Origin of the sequence: Streptomyces sp. NPDC093252 (assembly GCF_040683675.1) — a bacterium.
In the GTDB taxonomy this organism is placed as follows: Bacteria; Actinomycetota; Actinomycetes; order Streptomycetales; family Streptomycetaceae; genus Streptomyces.
On the sequence record NZ_JBFBEM010000008.1, the window covers coordinates 320,451 to 342,258 of the forward strand.

The 21,808-nt window shown below is 72.2% G+C and carries 19 protein-coding genes; 18 read left to right on the forward strand and 1 reads right to left on the reverse strand.

The features are described from left to right. The first annotated feature begins 176 nt into the window (after positions 1 to 176). The 4 genes from AB0O01_RS19225 (at position 177) to nusB (ending at position 3,429) form a co-directional block, all read left to right on the forward strand. The gene (locus AB0O01_RS19225; RefSeq protein WP_365314805.1) at positions 177 to 1,130 is read left to right on the forward strand and encodes an AAA family ATPase; all 954 of its coding nucleotides are present in this window, start codon (positions 177 to 179) and stop codon (positions 1,128 to 1,130) included. A 140-nt stretch (positions 1,131 to 1,270) separates the two neighbouring features. Next, complete coding sequence (locus AB0O01_RS19230) at positions 1,271 to 2,377, forward strand: aminopeptidase P family protein (RefSeq protein ID WP_365314807.1); 1,107 nt, start codon at positions 1,271 to 1,273, stop codon at positions 2,375 to 2,377. 48 nt (positions 2,378 to 2,425) lie between these two features. After that, positions 2,426 to 2,992, forward strand: a complete 567-nt coding sequence (gene efp, locus AB0O01_RS19235; protein ID WP_355733124.1) for an elongation factor P — start codon at positions 2,426 to 2,428, stop codon at positions 2,990 to 2,992. 2 nt (positions 2,993 to 2,994) lie between these two features. Beyond that, positions 2,995 to 3,429 (forward strand): transcription antitermination factor NusB, encoded by a 435-nt coding sequence (nusB, locus tag AB0O01_RS19240; protein WP_365314809.1) that lies wholly within the window; start codon positions 2,995 to 2,997, stop codon positions 3,427 to 3,429. 256 nt (positions 3,430 to 3,685) lie between these two features. Here the strand turns inward: nusB and bldD are convergent, their stop codons facing one another. After that, a complete protein-coding gene (gene bldD / locus AB0O01_RS19245) occupies positions 3,686 to 4,189 on the reverse strand; it encodes a transcriptional regulator BldD (RefSeq protein WP_365314811.1) in 504 nt (167 codons plus the stop codon). 297 nt (positions 4,190 to 4,486) lie between these two features. On the opposite strand from bldD, the gene pyrR reads away from it, so the two are divergent. The 14 genes from pyrR to AB0O01_RS19315 all read left to right on the forward strand — a co-directional run bounded on the left by pyrR (position 4,487) and on the right by AB0O01_RS19315 (position 21,588). Beyond that, positions 4,487 to 5,092, forward strand: a complete 606-nt coding sequence (pyrR, locus tag AB0O01_RS19250; RefSeq protein WP_365314812.1) for a bifunctional pyr operon transcriptional regulator/uracil phosphoribosyltransferase PyrR — start codon at positions 4,487 to 4,489, stop codon at positions 5,090 to 5,092. Positions 5,093 to 5,219: 127 nt separating this feature from the next. Then, positions 5,220 to 6,218, forward strand: a complete 999-nt coding sequence (locus AB0O01_RS19255) for an aspartate carbamoyltransferase catalytic subunit (protein WP_365314814.1) — start codon at positions 5,220 to 5,222, stop codon at positions 6,216 to 6,218. Positions 6,219 to 6,223: 5 nt separating this feature from the next. Continuing rightward, positions 6,224 to 7,510 (forward strand): dihydroorotase, encoded by a 1,287-nt coding sequence (locus AB0O01_RS19260; RefSeq protein ID WP_365314816.1) that lies wholly within the window; start codon positions 6,224 to 6,226, stop codon positions 7,508 to 7,510. Positions 7,511 to 7,515: 5 nt separating this feature from the next. Beyond that, complete coding sequence (locus AB0O01_RS19265) at positions 7,516 to 8,097, forward strand: hypothetical protein (RefSeq protein ID WP_365314946.1); 582 nt, start codon at positions 7,516 to 7,518, stop codon at positions 8,095 to 8,097. After that, positions 8,094 to 9,248, forward strand: a complete 1,155-nt coding sequence (gene carA, locus AB0O01_RS19270; RefSeq protein ID WP_365314818.1) for a glutamine-hydrolyzing carbamoyl-phosphate synthase small subunit — start codon at positions 8,094 to 8,096, stop codon at positions 9,246 to 9,248. The genes AB0O01_RS19265 and carA overlap by 4 nt, the downstream gene beginning before the upstream one ends. Continuing rightward, entirely contained in the window at positions 9,241 to 12,549 is a 3,309-nt protein-coding gene (gene carB / locus AB0O01_RS19275; RefSeq protein WP_365314819.1) for a carbamoyl-phosphate synthase large subunit, read from the forward strand. Before carA ends, carB begins: the two co-directional genes overlap by 8 nt. Before the next feature lie 113 nt (positions 12,550 to 12,662). After that, positions 12,663 to 13,772 carry a quinone-dependent dihydroorotate dehydrogenase gene (locus AB0O01_RS19280; protein WP_365314821.1) on the forward strand — a complete coding sequence of 370 codons (1,110 nt, stop codon included), beginning with the start codon at positions 12,663 to 12,665 and terminating at the stop codon, positions 13,770 to 13,772. Further along, positions 13,769 to 14,614 (forward strand): orotidine-5'-phosphate decarboxylase, encoded by an 846-nt coding sequence (pyrF, locus tag AB0O01_RS19285; RefSeq protein WP_365314822.1) that lies wholly within the window; start codon positions 13,769 to 13,771, stop codon positions 14,612 to 14,614. The genes AB0O01_RS19280 and pyrF overlap by 4 nt, the downstream gene beginning before the upstream one ends. A gap of 288 nt (positions 14,615 to 14,902) precedes the next feature. Continuing rightward, positions 14,903 to 15,226 (forward strand): integration host factor, encoded by a 324-nt coding sequence (locus tag AB0O01_RS19290; RefSeq protein WP_030420865.1) that lies wholly within the window; start codon positions 14,903 to 14,905, stop codon positions 15,224 to 15,226. Positions 15,227 to 15,263: 37 nt separating this feature from the next. Beyond that, positions 15,264 to 15,857 (forward strand): guanylate kinase, encoded by a 594-nt coding sequence (gene gmk, locus AB0O01_RS19295; protein WP_365314824.1) that lies wholly within the window; start codon positions 15,264 to 15,266, stop codon positions 15,855 to 15,857. 131 nt (positions 15,858 to 15,988) lie between these two features. Next, complete coding sequence (gene rpoZ, locus AB0O01_RS19300) at positions 15,989 to 16,261, forward strand: DNA-directed RNA polymerase subunit omega (RefSeq protein WP_018570191.1); 273 nt, start codon at positions 15,989 to 15,991, stop codon at positions 16,259 to 16,261. 109 nt (positions 16,262 to 16,370) lie between these two features. Then, positions 16,371 to 17,573 carry a bifunctional phosphopantothenoylcysteine decarboxylase/phosphopantothenate--cysteine ligase CoaBC gene (gene coaBC, locus AB0O01_RS19305; protein WP_365314825.1) on the forward strand — a complete coding sequence of 401 codons (1,203 nt, stop codon included), beginning with the start codon at positions 16,371 to 16,373 and terminating at the stop codon, positions 17,571 to 17,573. Between the two features lie 241 nt (positions 17,574 to 17,814). Beyond that, complete coding sequence (gene metK / locus AB0O01_RS19310) at positions 17,815 to 19,023, forward strand: methionine adenosyltransferase (protein WP_365314827.1); 1,209 nt, start codon at positions 17,815 to 17,817, stop codon at positions 19,021 to 19,023. Positions 19,024 to 19,404: 381 nt separating this feature from the next. Beyond that, a complete protein-coding gene (locus AB0O01_RS19315; RefSeq protein WP_365314829.1) occupies positions 19,405 to 21,588 on the forward strand; it encodes a primosomal protein N' in 2,184 nt (727 codons plus the stop codon). Positions 21,589 to 21,808: the final 220 nt, after the last annotated feature.

A 21,808-nucleotide genomic window follows, 5' to 3' on the forward strand; every position in this document is an offset into this window, starting at 1 on the left:
GGGTCCGCTCCGCGCCGCTCGGGCGGTGACGGGGTCCGCTCCGCGCCGCCTCGGTGGTGCCGGGGTCCGTGCCCGGCCGTCGGCACCCATCGCCCTGCCGCGTGCGGGCCCGGGAGCGACGCACACACACCGCCCCAGGCGTACGCGCCGAGAACGACGAGACGGAGTGGCACCGGATGCAGCACGCAGTGGGGTCACCGCTGCCGCCCCACCAGTCGGGGCAGGGCCCGCTGTCGCAGGCGGGAAGCGGGGCGGTTCCGCCGGCGCCCTCCGGGCCGGGGTGGGGGCCTTCGGGAGATACGGGTTCGAGGGCTGTGCCCCAGGTGAGTACCGGCTCCGCCTCGGTCCCCCCGCCCCACCACCACCCCGGCGCCGCGCCCGTCCCGCCCCCTCCCCCCGCGCCCGGATTCACTGGACCGCCCCCCGGCGCGATGCCCCCCGCCCCGCATCGCCCGGCCCCTCAGCAGATGCCACCGGCGCCGGAGCATACCGGGCATGTCGCCCTCCCGCCCGGCGGCCCGGTCGCCGTGCCGGGGCCGCTGCCCGCCATGGCCGCCGCCCCCGACCCCACCGCGACCACGCTCGCCGTCCTGCTGATCGGCCCCGCGGGTGCCGGAAAGACCAGCGTCGCCAAGTACTGGGCGGACCACCGCCGGGTCCCCACCGCCCACATCAGCCTGGACGACGTCCGTGAATGGGTCCGCTCCGGCTTCGCGGACCCCCAGTCCGGCTGGAACGACCACTCCGAGGCCCAGTACCGGCTGGCCCGCCGCACCTGCGGTTTCGCCGCGCGCAACTTCCTGGCCAACGGGATCTCCTGCATCCTCGACGACGCCGTCTTCCCCGACCGCCCGGTCGTCGGCCTGGGCGGCTGGAAACGGCATGTCGGCCCCGGCCTGCTACCGGTCGTCCTGCTCCCGGGACTGGAGATCGTCCTGGAGCGCAACGCCGAGCGCTCGGGCAACCGCCGCCTCAGCGACGAGGAGGTGGCGAGGATCCACGGCCGGATGGCCGGCTGGTACGGCTCGGGCCTCCCGATCATCGACAACTCCACCCTGGACGTCCCCGGGACCGCCCACGTCCTGAACGAGGTCCTGGCGAGATCCATAGCGAGCCCCCCGAACTGGTAACAAGCCGAGCACCCGCCCCGTCAAGGGGCGCGGGGAACTGCGCGCCCAGCCCCCACTCACCCGCACCCACCCCCCACGCCTATGGCCCCCATCGGCGCACCCAACCGGCACAAACCCGACACCCCCCCTACGCTCGACACATGTCAGAGGTGTACGCGACCCGCCGAGCCCGGCTGAGGGACCGCACCAACGCCGGAGGCAACGCCACCGCGCTGGTCACCCGCCCCGCCAACGTCCGCTACCTCGCCGGAGCCGCCCCGCAGGGCTGCGCGCTGCTGCTGGGCGAGCGCGAGGACCTGCTGGTCTGCGTGGGCCCGCCCGACGAGCAGTCCGACGAGGGCCGCCCCGACGAGGCCCTCCGGCAGCATCTCCTGGACGGCCCCGGAGGGGACCCCGCGGTCGCCGCCGCCGGTCTCGCCGCCGCCGGGGGCGCGGACTCCCTCGCCGTCGAGGAGCACCACCTCACCGTCGCCCGGCACCGCGCGATCGGCTCGGTCGCCCCCGGCGTCCGCCTCACCGACATCGGCGGGGCGGTGGAGCAGCTCAGGGTGGTCAAGGACGAGGAGGAGATCTCCTGTCTGCGGATCGGCGCCGAGATCGCCGACCAGGCCCTCGGCGAACTCCTGGAGTCGATCCTCGTCGGCCGCACCGAACGGCATCTCGCCCTGGAGCTGGAACGCAGGCTCGTCGACCACGGCGCCGACGGCCCGGCCTTCGCCACCTCCGTCGCCACCGGCCCGCACGCCGGGCGGCGCGGCCACCGCCCCACCGACCGCCGGGTCGAGGAGGGCGACTTCCTCTCGGTCTGCCTGGGCGCCGCCTACCGCGGCTACCGGTGCGAGATCGGCCGCACCTTCGTCATCGGCACCTCGCCCGCCGACTGGCAGATCGAGCTGTACGACCTGGTCTTCGCAGCCCAGCGCGCCGGACGGGAGGCGCTGACCCCGGGCGCCGCCTACCGGGACGTGGACCGCGCGGCCCGCCATGTGCTGGACTCGGCGGGGTACGGCACGGGCCTGCCCGCCCTCACCGGACACGGGGTCGGACTCGAAATCGACGAGGACCCGCAGATCGGCCCGGCGGCCATGGGTAAACTGGACGCTTGCGTGCCGGTCACCGTCGAACCCGGGGTCCACCTTCCGGGCCGGGGCGGCGTCCGGATCGATGACACGCTCGTCGTCCGCCCCGAGGCGGACGGCGGACCCGAGCTACTCACCATCACGACCAAGGAGCTGCTCGCGTTGTAGGCGCGTGCCCCGGGGTCGTCCACGTCAGTCCAGGAGATTGAAGCAACCGTGGCTTCCACGAACGACCTCAAGAACGGATTGGTGCTCAAGCTCGACGGCGGCCAGTTGTGGTCCGTAGTCGAGTTCCAGCACGTCAAGCCCGGCAAGGGCCCCGCTTTCGTGCGCACCAAGCTCAAGAACGTGCTGTCCGGCAAGGTGGTCGACAAGACCTTCAACGCCGGCGTCAAGGTCGAGACGGCCACTGTCGACAAGCGCGACATGCAGTTCTCCTACATGGACGGCGACTACTTCGTCTTCATGGACATGCAGACCTACGACCAGCTCCACATCGACCGGAAGACCGTCGGCGACGCCGCGAACTTCCTGATCGAGGGCTTCGAGGCCACGGTCGCGCAGCACGACGGCAGTGTGCTCTTCGTGGAGCTGCCCGCCGCCGTCGAGCTGAACATCGCCGAGACCGAGCCGGGCGTCCAGGGCGACCGCTCCACCGGCGGCACCAAGCCCGCCAAGCTGGAGACGGGCTACGAGATCCAGGTCCCGCTGTTCATCACCACCGGCGAGAAGATCAAGGTCGACACCCGCTCCGGCGACTACCTCGGCCGGGTGAACAGCTAACCGTGGCCGCCCGCAACACGGCCCGCAAGCGCGCCTTCCAGATCCTCTTCGAGGGGGACCAGCGCGGTGCCGATGTCCTGACGGTCCTCGCGGACTGGATCCGGCACTCCCGGACCGACCCGCGCCAGCCGCCCGTCAGCGAGTACACCATGGAGCTGGTCGAGGGCTACGCGGAGCACGCCCCGCGGATCGACGAGCTGATCGCCCAGTACGCCGTGGGCTGGACGCTGGACCGGATGCCGGTCGTGGACCGCAACATCCTGCGCCTGGGCGCGTACGAGCTGATCTGGGTCGACGCCACACCGGACGCGGTGGTGCTGGACGAGATGGTGCAGTTGGCGAAGGAGTTCTCCACGGACGACTCGCCGGCCTTCGTGAACGGGCTGCTCGGCCGTCTCAAGGAGCTGAAGCCCTCACTCCGCCGCGAAGGCGCGTAGCCGCCCGACCGCCCGCCCGGCAGCCTGGCCCGGTGGCCCGGTCGTCCGCAGTGGCGGTGTGCGGGCCGCGTGCGGCCCGTCACGCGGTTCCCGCCGCTCCCCGCGGCCAGGGTGCACGCCGACCGCAGAAGGGCCCCCAGCGTGACGCTGGGGGCCCTTCTCATGCCCTTCCGCTGCCCGTGTACGGGCGGCTCCCGCCCGGAAACATGGCGGCGGCACGTTTCTGCTGGGGCAGGAGGGGTGACCTGCGGAGCGGTCAGCTCTCCTCGACGTGGGAGACCGCGCGGCGCGCGTCCGCGTCCAGCACACCCCAGTTGATGAGCTGCTCGGTGAGGACCGAGGGGGACTGGTCGTAGATCACGGCGAGTGTGCGCAGGTCGTCCTGGCGGATCGAGAGCACCTTGCCGTTGTAGTCACCGCGCTGGGACTGGATCGTCGCCGCGTAGCGCTGGAGGGGGCCCGCCTTCTCGGCGGGGACCGTGGCCAGCCGCTCCAGGTCGAGAACGAGCTTGGGCGGGGGCTCGGCGGCGCCGCCCGGGGTGGTGCCCGGCAGCAGCTCCTGGACCGGAACGCCGTAGAAATCCGCCAGCTCGGCGAGGCGCTGCACGGTCACCGCGCGGTCGCCCCGCTCGTACGAACCGACCACCACGGCCTTCCAGCGGCCCTGGGACTTCTCCTCGACTCCGTGGAGGGAAAGGCCCTGCTGGGTGCGGATGGCCCGGAGCTTGGCCCCGAGCTGTTTGGCGTATTCGCTGGACATATAGCTCCCCGGCAATGGACGACGCGGTCGGCTCGGGTGCCGGGCCGCGCGGCTGGTGACTCACTGTGAGGTTACGCAGCGTTACTCTGCTGCGTCAAGCCGAATGGGCCGCACCGACTCTTCCGTGGTAGTGGCCGCCGATTGGGCCAAGCGGGTGATCCCGGGTCCGTCGGGAGGGTGATCCGGGGTGACTCCGGGGGGTTCCGGAGCGTTCTGGATGGCCTGCTACGGTGGACGGCGCAACCCCGACGTCCTTTAAGGTCCGTCCCGTGAGGCGGAGAAGGAGGTCCGTTTCGTATGGACAAGCACAGCCAGTACGACCGGCACCACCCCGACGCCTCCGCGTCCGGGCCCCGGCCCGTTCTCGAAGGGCCCGACATCGCGCGGGTCCTGACCCGTATCGCCCACGAGATCGTCGAACGCGCCAAGGGCGCCGACGACGTGGTGCTCCTCGGCATCCCGACCCGCGGTGTCCATCTCGCCCGCAGGCTCGCCGCCAAGCTCGAAGAGATCACCGAGCGCAAGGTCCCCGTCGGCTCGCTGGACATCACCATGTACCGCGACGACCTGCGGATGCACCCCCCGCGCGCGTTGGCCCGCACCGAGATCCCCGGTGACGGCATCGACGGACGGCTCGTCGTCCTGGTCGACGACGTGCTGTTCTCCGGCCGCACCATCCGCGCCGCCCTCGACGCCCTGAACGACATCGGGCGCCCGCGCGCGGTGCAGCTCGCGGTGCTGGTCGACCGGGGCCACCGGGAACTGCCCATCCGCGCCGACTACGTCGGCAAGAACCTCCCCACGTCGCTGCGGGAGACGGTCAAGGTCCAGCTCGCCGAGGAGGACGGTCGCGACACCGTGCTGCTCGGCGTCAAGCAGGACGCCCCGGACGACCAGCGGTAGCGGACGGCACGGCGTACGGCACCCCCGGCACCCCGACGGGCCGCCGTACGTCCGCTGCGGCGCGCCCCCGCCTCGCTTCGCCCGCCCGAAATCTCCTGATACTGAACTGCCTTACGGAGCCTGAAAGATGCAGCGTCATCTCATCTCGGCAGCCGATCTGACCCGCGACGACGCCGTGCTGATCCTCGACACCGCCGAGGAGATGGCCCGGGTCGCGGACCGGCCGATCAAGAAGCTGCCGACCCTGCGCGGCCGGACCGTCGTCAATCTCTTCTTCGAGGACTCGACCCGTACCCGGATCTCCTTCGAGGCCGCCGAGAAGCGGCTGTCGGCGGATGTCATCAACTTCACCGCCAAGGGGTCGAGCGTCTCCAAGGGCGAGTCTCTCAAGGACACCGCCCAGACCCTGGAGGCGATGGGCGTCGACGCCGTCGTCATCCGGCACGGCGCCTCGGGCGCCCCGTACCGGCTCGCCAACTCCGGCTGGATCGACGCGGCCGTGATCAACGCCGGGGACGGCACCCATCAGCACCCCACCCAGGCCCTCCTGGACGCCTTCACGATGCGGCGCCGCCTCGTCGGCCGGGACGCCGGGATCGGCCAGGACCTCGCCGGGCGGCGCATCACGATCGTCGGCGACATCCTGCACAGCCGGGTCGCCCGCTCCAACGTCGACCTCCTGCACACCCTCGGCGCGCACGTCACCCTGGTCGCCCCGCCCACCCTGGTGCCGGTCGGCGTCGGAAGCTGGCCCTGCGAGGTGGTGTACGACCTGGACGCGGCGCTGCCCAAGTCCGACGCGGTGATGATGCTCCGGGTGCAGCGCGAGCGGATGAACGCCGCGTTCTTCCCGACCGAGCGCGAGTACTCGCGCCGCTACGGCCTCGACGGCGACCGGATGGCACGGATGCCCGAGCACGCGATCGTGATGCACCCCGGGCCCATGGTCCGCGGGATGGAGATCACCGCCGAGGTCGCCGACTCGCCGCGCTGCACCGCCATCGAGCAGGTCGCCAACGGGGTGTCCATCCGGATGGCCGTGCTCTATCTGCTGCTCGGCGGCAACGAGCCCGCCGTCACCCCCGCGCGTACCGCCGGGTCCGCCACCGCCGCTGAGGAGAAGTGAGAGACATGAGCAAGACCCTGATCCGTGGTGCGAAGGTGCTCGGCGGCGAGCCCCGGGACGTGCTGATCGACGGCGGGACCATCGCGGCCGTCGGCGCCGGACTGACGGCCGACGGCGCCGAGGTGGTGGAGGCGGCCGGCAGCGTGCTGCTGCCGGGCCTGGTCGATCTGCACACCCATCTGCGCGAGCCGGGCCGCGAGGACTCCGAGACCGTCCTCACCGGCACCCGCGCGGCGGCCTCCGGCGGCTTCACCGCCGTCTTCGCCATGGCCAACACCTTCCCCGTCGCCGACACCGCCGGAGTGGTCGAGCAGGTCTACCGGCTCGGCCGGGAGCACGGCTACTGCGACGTCCAGCCGATCGGCGCGGTCACCGTCGGCCTGGAGGGCCGGAAGCTCGCCGAACTGGGCGCCATGCACGAGTCGGCCGCCGGGGTCACCGTCTTCTCCGACGACGGCAAGTGCGTGGACGACGCGGTGATCATGCGCCGCGCCCTGGAGTACGTGAAGGCGTTCGGCGGGGTCGTCGCCCAGCACGCGCAGGAGCCGCGGCTCACCGAGGGCGCCCAGATGAACGAGGGGATCGTCTCGGCGGAGCTGGGGCTCGGGGGCTGGCCCGCGGTGGCCGAGGAGTCGATCATCGCCCGCGATGTCCTGCTCGCCGAGCACGTCGGCTCCCGCGTCCACATCTGCCACCTGTCCACCGCCGGGTCGGTGGAGATCGTCCGCTGGGCCAAGTCCCGCGGCATCGACGTGACCGCCGAGGTCACCCCGCACCATCTGCTGCTCACCGACGAACTGGTCCGCACCTACAACCCGGTCTACAAGGTCAACCCGCCGCTGCGCACCGAGCGGGACGTGCACGCCCTGCGCGCCGCCCTCGCCGACGGCACCATCGACATCGTCGCCACCGACCACGCCCCGCACCCGCACGAGGACAAGGACTGCGAGTGGGCCGCCGCCGCCATGGGGATGGTGGGCCTGGAGACCGCGTTGTCAGTGGTGCAGGAGACCATGGTGGACACGGGTCTGCTGGACTGGGCCGGCGTCGCCGACCGGATGTCCGCCGGGCCCGCCCGGATCGGACAGGCCACCGGCCACGGCCGGCCCGTCTCGGCTGGTGAGCCCGCCAACCTCACCCTCGTCGACACGGCATACCGTGGCCGGGTGGACCCCGCGGGCTTCGCCTCGCGCAGCCGCAACACCCCCTACCAGGGGCGTGAGCTGCCGGGCCGTGTCACGCACACCTGGCTCCGGGGCAAGGCGACGCTCGTCGACGGGAAGCTCACGTGACAACTCTGCACACACTGGCCACCGCCCCGTACACCCCGTACCCCCTGGCCGCCGCCCGGCAGTCCGCCGAGGTGACCGACTGGGCCGCCCGGGTGGGCTGGATCGTGGGCCTCGCCCTGTTCGTCGCGCTGGTGTACTGGCTGATGCGCGAGGGCTGGAAGTGGCGCGGCACCCTCCAGGGCGACCTGCCCGAGCTGCCCACCGCGCCGGACGACCCCGGCCCTGCGATCCTGACGCTGACCGGCCGCTACCACGGTTCCACCACCGCCGGCCACTGGCTCGACCGGATCGTCGCCCGGGGCCTGGGCTCCCGCAGCCGCGCCGAGCTGACCCTCACCGACACCGGACTGGACGTCGTACGCCCCGGCGCGGACGACTTCTTCGTGCCCCTCGGACAGCTCCGCGAGGCCCGGCTCGACAAGGGCATCGCGGGCAAGGTGCTCACCGAGGGCGGCCTGCTGATCGTCACCTGGGAGCACGGCGAGCGGCTGATCGACTCCGGGTTCCGCTCGGACCGGGCGGCCGAGCACGGCGAGTGGGTCACGACCCTGAACGCAATGATCAAGAAGACGGAAGGCGCACGATGACAACCTCCACCAGGGGAGCCGCCAGGGTTCCCGCCGTACTCGTCCTGGAGGACGGCCGGATCTTCCGCGGCCGTGCCTACGGGGCCGTGGGGGTGACCTTCGGCGAGGCCGTCTTCTCCACCGGCATGACCGGCTACCAGGAGACCCTGACCGACCCGTCCTACCACCGCCAGGTCGTCGTCATGACCGCCCCGCACGTCGGCAACACCGGGGTCAACGACGAGGACCCCGAGTCCCGCCGGATCTGGGTCTCCGGGTACGTGGTCCGCGACCCCGCGCGCGTGCCGTCGAACTGGCGCTCCCGCCGCTCCCTGGACGAGGAGCTGACCGCGCAGGGCGTCGTCGGGATCTCCGGCGTCGACACCCGCGCCCTGACCCGCCATCTGCGCGAGCGCGGCGCCATGCGCGTCGGGATCTTCTCCGGCCACGCCCTGCCCGACGAGGGCACCATGCTCGCCGAGGTCCGCCAGGCCCCCGAGATGACCGGCGCCGACCTCGCCGCCGAGGTCGCCACCACCGAGCCGTACATCGTCCCGGCGATCGGCGCGAAGAAGTTCACCGTCGCCGCGATCGACCTCGGCATCAAGGGCATGACCCCGCACCGGATGGCCGAGCGCGGCATCGAGGTGCACGTCCTGCCCGCCACGGCGACCGCGGAGGATGTGTACGCGGTCCGCCCCGACGGCGTGTTCTTCTCCAACGGCCCCGGCGACCCCGCCACCGCCGACCACGCCGTCTCCGTGATGCGGGCCGTCCTGGAGCGCGGTACGCCGCTGTTCGGCATCTGCTTCGGCAATCAGATCCTGGGCCGCGCCCTCGGCTTCGGCACCTACAAGCTGAAGTACGGCCACCGCGGCATCAACCAGCCGGTGCAGGACCGGACCACCGGCAAGGTCGAGGTCACCGCCCACAACCACGGCTTCGCCGTGGACGCCCCCCTGGACCGGATCTCCGAGACGCCCTTCGGCCGCGCCGAGGTCTCCCACGTCTGCCTCAACGACGACGTGGTGGAGGGCCTGCGCCTGCTCGACCGCCCGGCCTTCAGCGTCCAGTACCACCCCGAGGCGGCGGCCGGCCCGCACGACGCCGCCTATCTGTTCGACCGCTTCACGTCTTTGATGAGCACAGCTCTGGAGGGCCAGCGTGCCTAAGCGCACCGATATCCAGTCCGTCCTGGTCATCGGCTCCGGCCCGATCGTCATCGGCCAGGCCGCCGAGTTCGACTACTCCGGCACCCAGGCGTGCCGCGTCCTGAAGTCCGAGGGCCTCAGGGTCGTCCTGGTCAACTCCAACCCGGCGACGATCATGACCGACCCGGAGATCGCCGACGCCACCTATGTCGAGCCGATCACCCCCGAGTTCGTCGAGAAGATCATCGCCAAGGAGCGCCCCGACGCCCTGCTGCCCACCCTGGGCGGCCAGACGGCCCTGAACACCGCCATCTCCCTGCACGAGAACGGCGTCCTCGCCAAGTACGGCGTGGAGCTGATCGGCGCCAATGTCGAGGCGATCCACAAGGGCGAGGACCGCGACCAGTTCAAGCTGGTCGTGGAGGCCGTCCGCGCCAAGATCGGGCACGGCGAGTCCGCCCGCTCGGTGATCTGCCACACCATGGACGACGTCCTCGCGGGCGTGGACACCCTCGGCGGCTACCCGGTCGTCGTCCGCCCGTCCTTCACCATGGGCGGCGCCGGCTCCGGCTTCGCCCACGACGAGGACGAACTGCGCCGGATCGCCGGCCAGGGCCTCACCCTCTCGCCGACCACCGAGGTGCTCCTGGAGGAGTCCATCCTCGGCTGGAAGGAGTACGAGCTGGAGCTGATGCGCGACAAGCACGACAACGTGGTGGTCGTCTGCTCCATCGAGAACTTCGACCCCATGGGCGTGCACACCGGCGACTCCATCACCGTCGCCCCCGCGATGACCCTCACCGACCGCGAGTACCAGATCCTGCGGGACATCGGCATCGCCGTGATCCGCGAGGTCGGCGTGGACACCGGCGGCTGCAACATCCAGTTCGCGGTGGACCCCGAGGACGGCCGGGTCATCGTCATCGAGATGAACCCCCGCGTGTCGCGGTCCTCGGCGCTCGCCTCCAAGGCCACCGGCTTCCCCATCGCCAAGATCGCCGCGAAGCTCGCCGTCGGCTACACCCTGGACGAGATCCCCAACGACATCACCCGGGAGACCCCCGCCTCCTTCGAGCCCACGCTCGACTATGTCGTCGTCAAGGCCCCCCGCTTCGCCTTCGAGAAGTTCCCCAGCGCCGATTCCACGCTGACCACCACCATGAAGTCGGTGGGCGAGGCCATGGCCATCGGCCGCAACTTCACCGAGGCGTTCCAGAAGGCGCTGCGCTCGCTGGAGAAGAAGGGCAGCCAGTTCGCCTTCACCGGCCCCACCGGCGACAAGGCGGCCCTGCTGGCGGAGTCCGTCAAGCCCACCGACGGCCGGATCAACACCGTCATGGCGGCCATCCGCGCGGGCGCCACGCCCGAGGAGGTCTTCGAGGCCACCCGGATCGACCCCTGGTTCGTGGACCAGCTCTTCCTGATCAAGGAGATCGCCGACGAGCTGGCCGACGCCCCCGAGCTGACCGCCGACCTGCTCGCCGAGGCCAAGCGGCACGGCTTCTCCGACCAGCAGATCGGCGAGATCCGCGGCCTGCGCGAGGACGTCGTCCGCGAGGTGCGGCACGCGCTCGGCATCCGCCCGGTCTACAAGACGGTCGACACCTGCGCCGCCGAGTTCGCCGCCCGCACCCCGTACTTCTACTCCTCCTACGACGAGGAGACCGAGGTCGCGGCCCGCGAGAAGCCCGCCGTGATCATCCTGGGCTCCGGCCCCAACCGCATCGGCCAGGGCATCGAGTTCGACTACTCCTGCGTCCACGCCTCCTTCGCGCTCAGCGACGCCGGGTACGAGACGGTGATGGTCAACTGCAACCCGGAGACCGTCTCCACCGACTACGACACCTCCGACCGGCTCTACTTCGAGCCGCTCACCCTGGAGGACGTCCTGGAGATCGTCCACGCGGAGGCCCAGGCCGGGCCGATCGCGGGCGTCATCGTCCAGCTCGGCGGCCAGACCCCTCTGGGCCTGTCCCAGGCCCTCAAGGACAACGGCGTGCCCATCGTCGGCACCTCCCCGGAGGCCATCCACGCCGCCGAGGACCGGGGCGCCTTCGGGCAGGTCCTCGCCGAGGCCGGACTCCCCGCGCCCAAGCACGGCACGGCCACCACCTTCGCCGCCGCCAAGGCCATCGCCGACGAGATCGGCTACCCGGTCCTGGTCCGCCCCTCCTACGTGCTGGGCGGGCGCGGCATGGAGATCGTCTACGACGAGACCCGGCTGGAGTCCTACATCGCCGAGTCCACCGAGATCAGCCCCTCCCGGCCGGTCCTCGTGGACCGCTTCCTGGACGACGCCATCGAGATCGACGTCGACGCCCTCTACGACGGCGAGGAGCTGTACCTCGGCGGGGTCATGGAGCACATCGAGGAGGCCGGCATCCACTCCGGCGACTCCGCGTGCGCCCTGCCCCCGATCACCCTGGGCGGCTTCGACATCAAGCGGCTGCGCGCCTCCACGGAGGCCATCGCGCGCGGGGTGGGCGTCCGGGGCCTGATCAACATCCAGTTCGCCCTGGCCGGGGACATCCTCTACGTCCTGGAGGCCAACCCGCGCGCGTCCCGCACGGTCCCCTTCACCTCCAAGGCGACCGCGGTCCCGCTGGCCAAGGCCGCCGCCCGGATCTCGCTGGGCGCCACCGTCGCCGAACTGCGCGCCGAGGGCCTCCTCCCGGCCACCGGGGACGGCGGCGAACTGCCGCTGGACGCGCCGATCTCCGTCAAGGAGGCCGTGATGCCCTGGTCCCGCTTCCGGGACATCCACGGCCGGGGCGTCGACACGGTCCTCGGCCCGGAGATGCGCTCCACCGGCGAGGTCATGGGCATCGACTCCGTCTTCGGCACCGCCTACGCCAAGTCCCAGGCGGGCGCCTACGGCCCGCTGCCCACCAAGGGCCGTGCCTTCATCTCGGTCGCCAACCGAGACAAGCGCTCGATGATCTTCCCGGCCCGCGAGCTGGTCGCCCACGGCTTCGAGCTGCTGGCCACCTCCGGCACCGCCGAGGTCCTCAAGCGCAACGGCATCCACGCCACCGTCGTCCGCAAGCAGTCCGAGGGCCCCGGCCCGGACGGCGAGCGGACCATCGTCCAGCTCATCCACGACGGCGAGGTCGACCTCATCGTCAACACCCCGTACGGCACCGGGGGGCGCCTGGACGGCTACGAGATCCGCACCGCGGCCGTCGCCCGCTCCGTGCCCTGCCTGACCACCGTGCAGGCCCTCGCCGCCGCCGTCCAGGGCATCGACGCGCTCCACGCGGGCGGGGTCGGGGTCCGCTCCCTCCAGGAACACGCCGAGCATCTGACCGCGGCCCGCGACTAGCGAGTCCGAGGGGGACACCGGAAACGGTGTCCCCCTCTTGCTGAGGCCCCGTTCCTGAGGCCCCGTTCTCCCGCTCCCGGCCCCCCTCCGGCCCGAAGGACACCGACACCACCATGTACGCGACCCTCTTCCACCTCCTCTTCCGCCGGATGGACCCCGAGCGGGCCCACCACCTGGCCTTCCGCTGGATCCGGATCACCGCCCGCGTCCCCGTGCTGCGCACCTTCGTCGCGGCGGCCCTGGCACCCCGGTACCGGGAACTGCGCACCGAGGCGCTCGGCCTGCGGATGCACGGCCCCTTCGGGCTCGCCGCCGGGTTCGACAAGAACGCCATGGCGATCGACGGCATGGCCATGCTCGGCTTCGACCATGTCGAGATCGGCACGGTCACCGGCGAACCCCAGCCCGGCAACCCCCGCAAGCGGCTCTTCCGGCTGGTCGCCGACCGGGCCCTGATCAACCGCATGGGCTTCAACAACGACGGCTCCCTCGCCGTCGCCACCCGCCTGGCCTCCCGCAGGCCGGTCTTCCGCACGGTCGTCGGGGTGAACATCGGCAAGACCAAGGCGGTCCCCGAGGCCGAGGCGGCGGCCGACTACGTGACGTCGGCCGAGCGGCTCGCCCCCTACGCCGACTACCTGGTCGTCAACGTCTCCTCGCCCAACACGCCCGGACTGCGCAGCCTCCAGGCCACCGAGGCCCTGCGCCCCCTGCTCACCGCCGTGCGCGAGGCCGCCGACCGGACCGTCACCGACCGCCGCGTCCCCCTGCTGGTCAAGATCGCCCCCGACCTCGCCGACGAGGACGTGGACGCGGTCGCCGACCTGGCCGTGGAACTCGGCCTGGACGGCATCATCGCCACCAACACCACCATCGCCCGCGAGGGCCTCGGACTCACCTCGCCGCCCGCCCTCACCGCCGAGACCGGCGGCCTGTCCGGTGCCCCGCTCAAGGCCCGCTCCCTGGAGGTGCTGCGCCGCCTCTACGCGCGCGTGGGCGACCGCATCACCCTGATCGGCGTCGGCGGCATCGAGAACGCCGAGGACGCCTGGCAGCGCATCCTGGTCGGCGCCACCCTCGTCCAGGGCTACAGCGCCTTCGTCTACGAGGGCCCCCTCTACACCCGCGCGATCCACAAGGGCCTCGCCGCCCGGCTGCGGACCAGCCCGTACGCCACCCTCGCCGACGCGGTCGGCGCCGATGTCAGGAGCACCACCGCATGAGCAACGAGCCCTTCGGCGCGCGGCTGCGCCGCGCCATGGACGAGCGCGGCCCGCTGTGCGTCGGCATCGACCCGCACGCCTCGCTGCTCGCCGACTGGGGGCTGAACGACGACGTGGCCGGGCTGGAGCGGTTCAGCCGCACGGTCGTGGAGGCCACCGCCGACCGGGTCGCCGTGCTCAAGCCGCAGAGCGCGTTCTTCGAGCGGTTCGGCTCGCGCGGGGTCGCCGTCCTGGAGCGGACGGTGGCCGACGCGCGCGCGGCGGGCGCCCTGGTGCTGATGGACGCCAAGCGCGGCGACATCGGCTCCACCATGGCCGCCTACGCGCAGACCTTCCTGCACCGGGACTCCCCGCTGTTCTCGGACGCGCTGACCGTCTCGCCGTTCCTCGGCTACGGCTCACTGGCCCCGGCGGTGGCGCTCGCCCGCGAGAGCGGCTCGGGGCTGTTCGTGCTGGCGCTGACCTCCAACCCGGAGGGCGGCGAGGTGCAGCGCGCCGTGCGCGCGGACGGCCGGGACGTGGCCGCGACGATGCTGGCCCACCTCGCCGCCGAGAACGCGGGCGCGGAGCCGCTCGGCTCGTTCGGCGCGGTGGTCGGCGCGACCCTGGGCGACCTGTCCTCGTACGACCTCGCCATCGGCGGGCCGCTGCTCGCTCCCGGGATCGGGGCGCAGGGGGCGAGCGCGGCCGATCTGCCGCGGGTGTTCGGCGCGGCGGTGCGCGCGGTGGTGCCCAACGTCAGCCGCGGGGTGCTGCGGCACGGGCCGGACACGGGGGCCCTGCGGACGGCGGCGGAGCGGTTCGCGGAGGAGATCCGGGCGGCGCTGTCCGGCCCCGGATAAACGTCCGATGACTTCCCCGGAGGCATTTGAGGCTGGATACATTCTCAAATCCGGGGCGATAAGTCTGAAATATCCCGTCCTGACGGAGGCTGACCAGGACTTTTCCGCTGTTCTCGCTGACTCCGGCGGACTTGACCGCTAGTCTCCGACCAGTGGGGGCACCTCCCACGCCCTCCAGGCAGTGGGGGAGATCGGGCAGCGTGTTGCTCGTGGCTCCCCAGGTGTGGGGCGACTAGGTTCCCTTCACCGGTCCGTATCCGACAGTTCGACATCCGAGGTGACGTAGGCGTGGCTCTTCCGCCCCTTACCCCCGAACAGCGCGCAGCCGCGCTCGAAAAGGCCGCCGCGGCTCGCCGGGAGCGGGCCGAGGTCAAGAATCGACTCAAGCACTCCGGTGCCTCCTTGCACGAGGTCATCAAGCAGGGCCAGGAGAACGACGTCATCGGCAAGATGAAGGTCTCCGCTCTCCTGGAGTCGCTCCCCGGCGTGGGCAAGGTCCGCGCCAAGCAGATCATGGAGCGCCTCGGCATCTCCGAGAGCCGGCGGGTCCGCGGCCTCGGTTCCAACCAGATCGCCTCGCTGGAGCGTGAGTTCGGCAGCACCGGCGGCTGAGTCCGGATCACTCCGGGTTTGCTGGAATAATCGCTGCATGGCTGCAACATTCCGGGGGACGACCCCCGAGCCCCCGGACGTACGTCCGCGGCTGACCGTGCTCTCCGGCCCCTCCGGGGTCGGCAAGAGCACGGTCGTCGCTCATCTGCGCAAGGAACACCCCGAGGTCTGGCTCTCCGTGTCGGCGACGACCCGCAGACCCCGCCCAGGGGAGGAGCACGGGGTCCACTACTTCTTCGTCACCGACGAGGAGATGGACAAGCTGATCGCCAACGGCGAACTGCTGGAGTGGGCCGAGTTCGCCGGGAACCGCTACGGCACCCCGCGCACGGCCGTGCACGAGAAGCTGGAGGCGGGCGAGCCCGTTCTGCTGGAGATCGACCTCCAGGGCGCCCGGCAGGTCCGCTCCTCCATGCCCGAGGCCCAACTGGTGTTCCTGGCCCCGCCGAGCTGGGAGGAGCTGGTGCGCCGGCTCACCGGGCGGGGCACCGAGCCGCCCGAGGTGATCGAGCGTCGGCTGGACGCCGCGAAGATCGAACTGGCGGCCGAGCCGGAGTTCGACACCACCCTGGTCAACACCTCCGTCGAGGATGTGGCGCGCGAGCTGCTAGCCTTGATGGATGTTGTGTGATCACGACGGTTCGATCACATCAGCCTGATCACCCGGCCCGTCCGATCACCCGGTCGGATCGGATCCGATCGGTCTGGTTTCACATCAGCCTGATCGCACCCTTCAGTTTCCCATCCATCGGAAGGTAGAGCGTGTCCTCTTCCATCTCCGCGCCCGAGGGCATCATCAACCCGCCGATCGACGAGCTGCTTGAGGCCACCGACTCCAAGTACAGCCTCGTGATCTACGCGGCCAAGCGTGCCCGCCAGATCAACGCGTACTACTCGCAGCTCGGCGAAGGTCTTCTTGAGTACGTCGGTCCCCTCGTGGACACCCACGTCCACGAGAAGCCCCTGTCGATCGCGCTGCGCGAGATCAACGCGGGACTGCTGACGTCCGAGGCCATCGACGGCCCCGCGCAGTAGTATTTTCTGCTTGCGGCAGACTTTTCCACAGGCCCGGCGATCCGTCGCCGGGCCTGTGGTGTGTCATAGGACGTGTACGTGATCGCGAGCCAGGGGAGTGGCAGTGACGGTGGACAGGCCGAAGGTCGTGCTGGGGGTCAGCGGTGGCATCGCCGCCTACAAGGCGTGCGAGCTGCTGCGCCGACTGACCGAGTCCGGACATGACGTCCGAGTGGTGCCCACCGAATCGGCGCTGCACTTCGTGGGCGCCGCCACCTGGTCGGCCCTCTCCGGCCACCCCGTCTCCACCGAGGTCTGGGCCGACGTGCACGAGGTGCCGCATGTCCGGATCGGCCAGGGCGCCGACCTCGTCGTGGTCGCCCCCGCCACCGCCGACCTGCTCGCCAGGGCCGCCCACGGCCTCGCCGACGACCTGCTCACCAACACCCTGCTCACCGCCCGCTGCCCGGTCGTCTTCGCACCCGCGATGCACACCGAGATGTGGGAGCACCCGGCCACGCAGGAGAATGTCGCCACCCTGCGCCGCCGGGGCGCCGTCGTCATCGAGCCCGCCGTCGGCCGGCTCACCGGCGTCGACACCGGCAAGGGCCGCCTGCCCGACCCCGCCGAGATCTTCGAGGTCTGCCGCCGGGTCCTCGCCCGGGGCGTGCGCGAGCCCGATCTCGCCGGGCGCCATCTGGTGATCAGCGCCGGAGGCACCCGGGAGCCGCTCGACCCGGTCCGCTTCCTCGGCAACCGCTCCTCCGGCAAGCAGGGCTACGCCCTCGCCCGCACCGCCGCCGCCCGGGGCGCCCGGGTCACCCTGATCTCCGCCAACGCGGCCCTGCCCGACCCGGCCGGGGTGGACCTGGTCCGGGTCGGCACCGCCGTACAGCTCCGCGAGGCCGTGCTCAAGGCCGCCGCCGACGCCGACGCGGTCGTCATGGCCGCCGCCGTCGCCGACTTCCGCCCCGCCGTCTACGCCGCCGGGAAGATCAAGAAGCGCGACGACCACGAACCCGACCCGATCACGCTGGTGCGGAATCCGGACATCCTCGCCGAGGTGTCCGCCGATCGGGCCAGGCCCGGACAGGTGATCGTGGGCTTCGCCGCCGAGACCGACGACGTGCTCGCCAACGGCCGCGCCAAGCTCGCCCGTAAGGGCTGCGATCTGCTGGTCGTGAACGAGGTGGGGGAGCGCAGGACCTTCGGCTCCGAGGAGAACGAGGCCGTTGTCCTGGGCGCCGACGGCACCGAGACCCCCGTCCCGTATGGCCCGAAAGAGGCGCTGGCCGAAACGGTGTGGGACCTGGTGGCGGCGAGACTCTCCTGACCTGGTGCAGCCCGTCTCGTGCCGCACTCGACCCCGGCACATTGGGGCGTGGCGACCCTGGCCAATGGAGCCCGGCATTGGGCAGAATGCCCGTGCCGCAGGTCACAGCCCTCCCGAGAGGCGAGACAACTGGGCCGGATGCGGAGCGCGACCGATAAACTGTTCTCGGACGAGGCCGGGCGCAGCCCCCGACCCGTCCGCCCATGATCAGCCAGCAGCCGCTGCAACCACAGGGAGCGTTGTGTCCCGTCGCCTGTTCACCTCGGAGTCCGTGACCGAGGGTCACCCCGACAAGATCGCTGACCAGATCAGCGACACCATTCTCGACGCCCTGCTCCGCGAGGACCCCACGTCCCGCGTCGCCGTCGAGACGCTGATCACGACCGGTCTGGTGCATGTGGCCGGTGAGGTCACCACCAAGGCGTACGCGCCGATCCCGCAGCTCGTGCGGGAGAAGATCCTGGAGATCGGCTACGACTCCTCCAAGAAGGGCTTCGACGGCGCCTCCTGCGGCGTCTCCGTGTCCATCGGCGCCCAGTCGCCGGACATCGCGCAGGGCGTCGACACGGCGTACGAGTCCCGGGTCGAGGGCGACGAGGACGAGCTGGACCGGCAGGGCGCGGGCGACCAGGGCCTGATGTTCGGCTATGCCTCCGACGAGACGCCGACGCTGATGCCGCTGCCGATCTTCCTCGCGCACCGGCTGTCCCACCGGCTCTCCGAGGTCCGCAAGAACGGCACGATCCCCTACCTGCGCCCGGACGGCAAGACGCAGGTCACCATCGAGTACGACGGCGACAAGGCGGTCCGCCTGGACACCGTCGTCGTCTCCTCCCAGCACGCCTCCGACATCGACCTGGAGTCGCTGCTCGCCCCCGACATCCGCGAGTTCGTGGTGGAGCCGGAGCTGAAGGCGCTCCTGGACGAGGGCATCAAGCTGGAGACCGAGGGCTACCGGCTGCTGGTCAACCCGACCGGCCGCTTCGAGATCGGCGGCCCGATGGGCGACGCCGGGCTCACCGGCCGGAAGATCATCATCGACACCTACGGTGGTATGGCCCGCCACGGTGGCGGTGCCTTCTCCGGCAAGGACCCGTCCAAGGTCGACCGCTCCGCCGCGTACGCCATGCGCTGGGTCGCGAAGAACGTGGTGGCCGCGGGGCTCGCCTCGCGCTGCGAGGTCCAGGTCGCCTACGCGATCGGCAAGGCCGAGCCGGTGGGTCTGTTCGTGGAGACCTTCGGCACGCACAAGGTCGAGCCGGAGAAGATCGAGAAGGCCATCGACGAGGTGTTCGACCTCCGTCCGGCCGCGATCATCCGCGATCTGGACCTGCTGCGCCCGATCTACGCCCAGACCGCGGCGTACGGCCACTTCGGCCGTGAGCTGCCGGAGTTCACCTGGGAGCGGACGGACCGGGTGGAGGCTCTGCGGACGGCTGCGGGGCTGTAGGCGGGGTTTTTCTCCATCGCGTATCTGCCGGGCCCGGCTCCCTTTGGTTTGGGGGGTCGGGCTTTGGTGTGTTTGGGGGTGGGGGGTGAGGGGGTGAGGTGGGGGCGGGATTCCGGGCGGAGGGGGGCGTGGTGCTGGGCGTGGGGCGTGGGGTGTGGTGTGCGGTGGTGCCTTGTACCGCCGCGGTGGACGTGGTGAATGCTTCGGCCGGGGAGCCGGGGAGCCGGGGAGCCGGGGAGCCGGGGAGTCGGGGAGTCGGGGAGTGGGGGAGTGGGGATGGCGGGTGTGGGGGCTTTGGGCGGGGAGGGGTGGCGGGGGGCTTCGGGGGCGGGGGTGATCGTTTCGGTGGGGGTGTCAGTGGGGTTTGGTAAGAATGCAAGGGTGAGCAGCGAGGACGGGGCCGTGGAGGGTGGCGGGGCGGGGGTGCCGCCGCCGGAACAGCTCGCGCTGATCCGGGAGAGCGTGCGGCAGGCGAAGGCGCCCCGGGCCAAGCCGCGGACCTGGCGGGGGGCCGCGCTGGCGGAGGAACTGCCGGTGGCGCGGGTGCTGGTGGACAAGGGGGTGCTGCACCTGGACCGGTACTTCGACTACGCGGTACCCAAGGAGCTGGACGCCGACGCGCAGCCGGGCGTACGGGTGCGGGTGCGGTTCGGGGCCGGGCGGCACCGGGTGCGGGACGGGCGGCGTGAGGGCGGGGGCCTGATCGGCGGGTATCTGGTGGAGCGGCTCGCCGAGAGCGACTACTCCGGGCCGCTGGCCGCGCTCGCCCAGGTCGTCTCACCCGAACGGGTGCTCGACGCGGAACTCCTCGGGCTGGCCCGGTCCGTCGCCGACCGTTACGCCGGGAGCCTCGCCGATGTGCTGCAACTGGCCGTTCCGCCGCGCAACGCCCGCGCCGAGGGGCGCCCGTCCCCCGAGCCGCTGCCGCCGCCCCCGGTGCCCGACGCGGGGGCGTGGGCGCGGTACGAGAACGGGGCCGCCCTGATTGAAGCGCTGGCCACCCAGGGTGCGCCCCGGGCGGTGTGGAACGCCCTGCCGGGACCCGGGTGGAGCGAGGAACTGGCCCGCGCGGTCGCCGCCACGCTTGCCTCGGGGCGCGGCGCGCTGGTCGTCGTACCCGATGGGCGGGCCGTCGCCCGGGTCGATGCCGCGCTGACCGCGCTGCTCGGGGAGGGGCGGCACGCGGTGCTCACCGCGGAGGCGGGGCCGGAGAAGCGGTACCGGCAGTGGCTGGCCGTGCGGCGGGGGTCGGTGCGGGCAGTGGTGGGGACCCGGGCCGCGATGTTCGCGCCGGTACGGGACCTCGGGCTCGTCGCGATCTGGGACGACGGGGACGACAGCCACAGCGAGCTGCACGCCCCGCAGCCGCACGCGCGGGAGGTGCTGCTGCTGCGGGCCGCGCAGGACAGGTGCGCGTTCCTGCTCGGGAGCTGGAGCTGCACGGTGGAGGCGGCGCAACTGGTGGAGAGCGGCTGGGCGCGGCCGGTCGTGGCGTCCAGGGAGCGGGTGCGGGGGGCCGCGCCGCGGGTGCGGACCGTGGGGGACGGGGATCTCGCGCGGGACGAGGCGGCGCGGGCCGCGCGACTGCCCACGCTCGCCTGGCAGGCGGTCCGGGACGGGCTGCGGCAGGGGCCGGTACTGGTGCAGGTCCCCCGGCGGGGGTACGTCCCGAGGATGGCGTGCGCGCAGTGCCGGGCGCCCGCGCGCTGCCGGCACTGCTCCGGGCCGCTGGAGGGGCGGTCGGAAGGGGCGCTGGAGTGCGGCTGGTGCGGGCGGGGGGAGAGCGCCTGGCACTGCCCGGAGTGCGGGTCGTTCCGGCTGCGGGCCCAGGTCGTCGGGGCGCGCCGCACCGCCGAAGAACTGGGGCGCGCCTTCCCCTCCGTGCCGGTGCGCACCTCCGGGCGGGAGCATGTGCTGGATACGGTGCCGGGGGCGCCCGCGCTGGTGGTGAGCACCCCGGGGGCCGAGCCGGTCGCCGAGGGCGGCTATGCCGCCGCGCTGCTGCTCGACGGGTGGGCGATGCTCGGGCGGCCCGATCTGCGTGCCGGGGAGGACGCCCTGCGGCGCTGGATCGCCGCCGCCGCCCTGGTCCGCGACCAGCCCTCCGGCGGCACGGTCGTGATCGTCGCCGAGCCGACGCTGCGGCCCGTGCAGGCGCTGGTGCGCTGGGATCCGGTCGGCCACGCGGTACGGGAACTCGCCGAGCGGGCCGAGCTGGGGTTCCCGCCGGTCTCCCGGATGGCGTCGGTGGCGGGGCCGCCGGAGGCGGTCGCCGGGTTCCTGGGGGCGGTCGGGCTGCCGCCGGGCGCGGAGGTGCTGGGGCCCGTGCCGCTGCCGGTCACCCCGCAGGGGCGGCCCCGGCGGACGGGGGCGCCGCCGCCGGGCGAGTCCTGGGACCGGGCACTGGTCCGGGTCCCACCGGGCCGCGGCGCGGCCCTCGCCGCCGCGCTGAAGGCGGCCCAGGCGGCACGGATGGCTCGCGCGGGGGGTGGGCGTGGGGGCGGGGGTGGCAGTGCTGAGGGGAGTCCGGTGCGGGTGCGGATTGATCCGCCGGATATCGGGTGACGGTGGGGTGTTCTTTGGGGGGTCGGGTCGGTGGGGATCCGGTGCGAGGTGCTCTTTGGTCGGTGGGGTCGGTGGGGTCGGTGGGGTCGGTGGGGTCGGTGGGATCTGGTGAGGGCTGCTCTTTGGCCGGTGGGGCTGGGGTATCCGGTGAAGGTTGCCCTTCGGCTGGTCGGGCTGGTCGGCGTCCGGTGAGGGGTGCTCCTCGGGTGCTCGAGTCGGG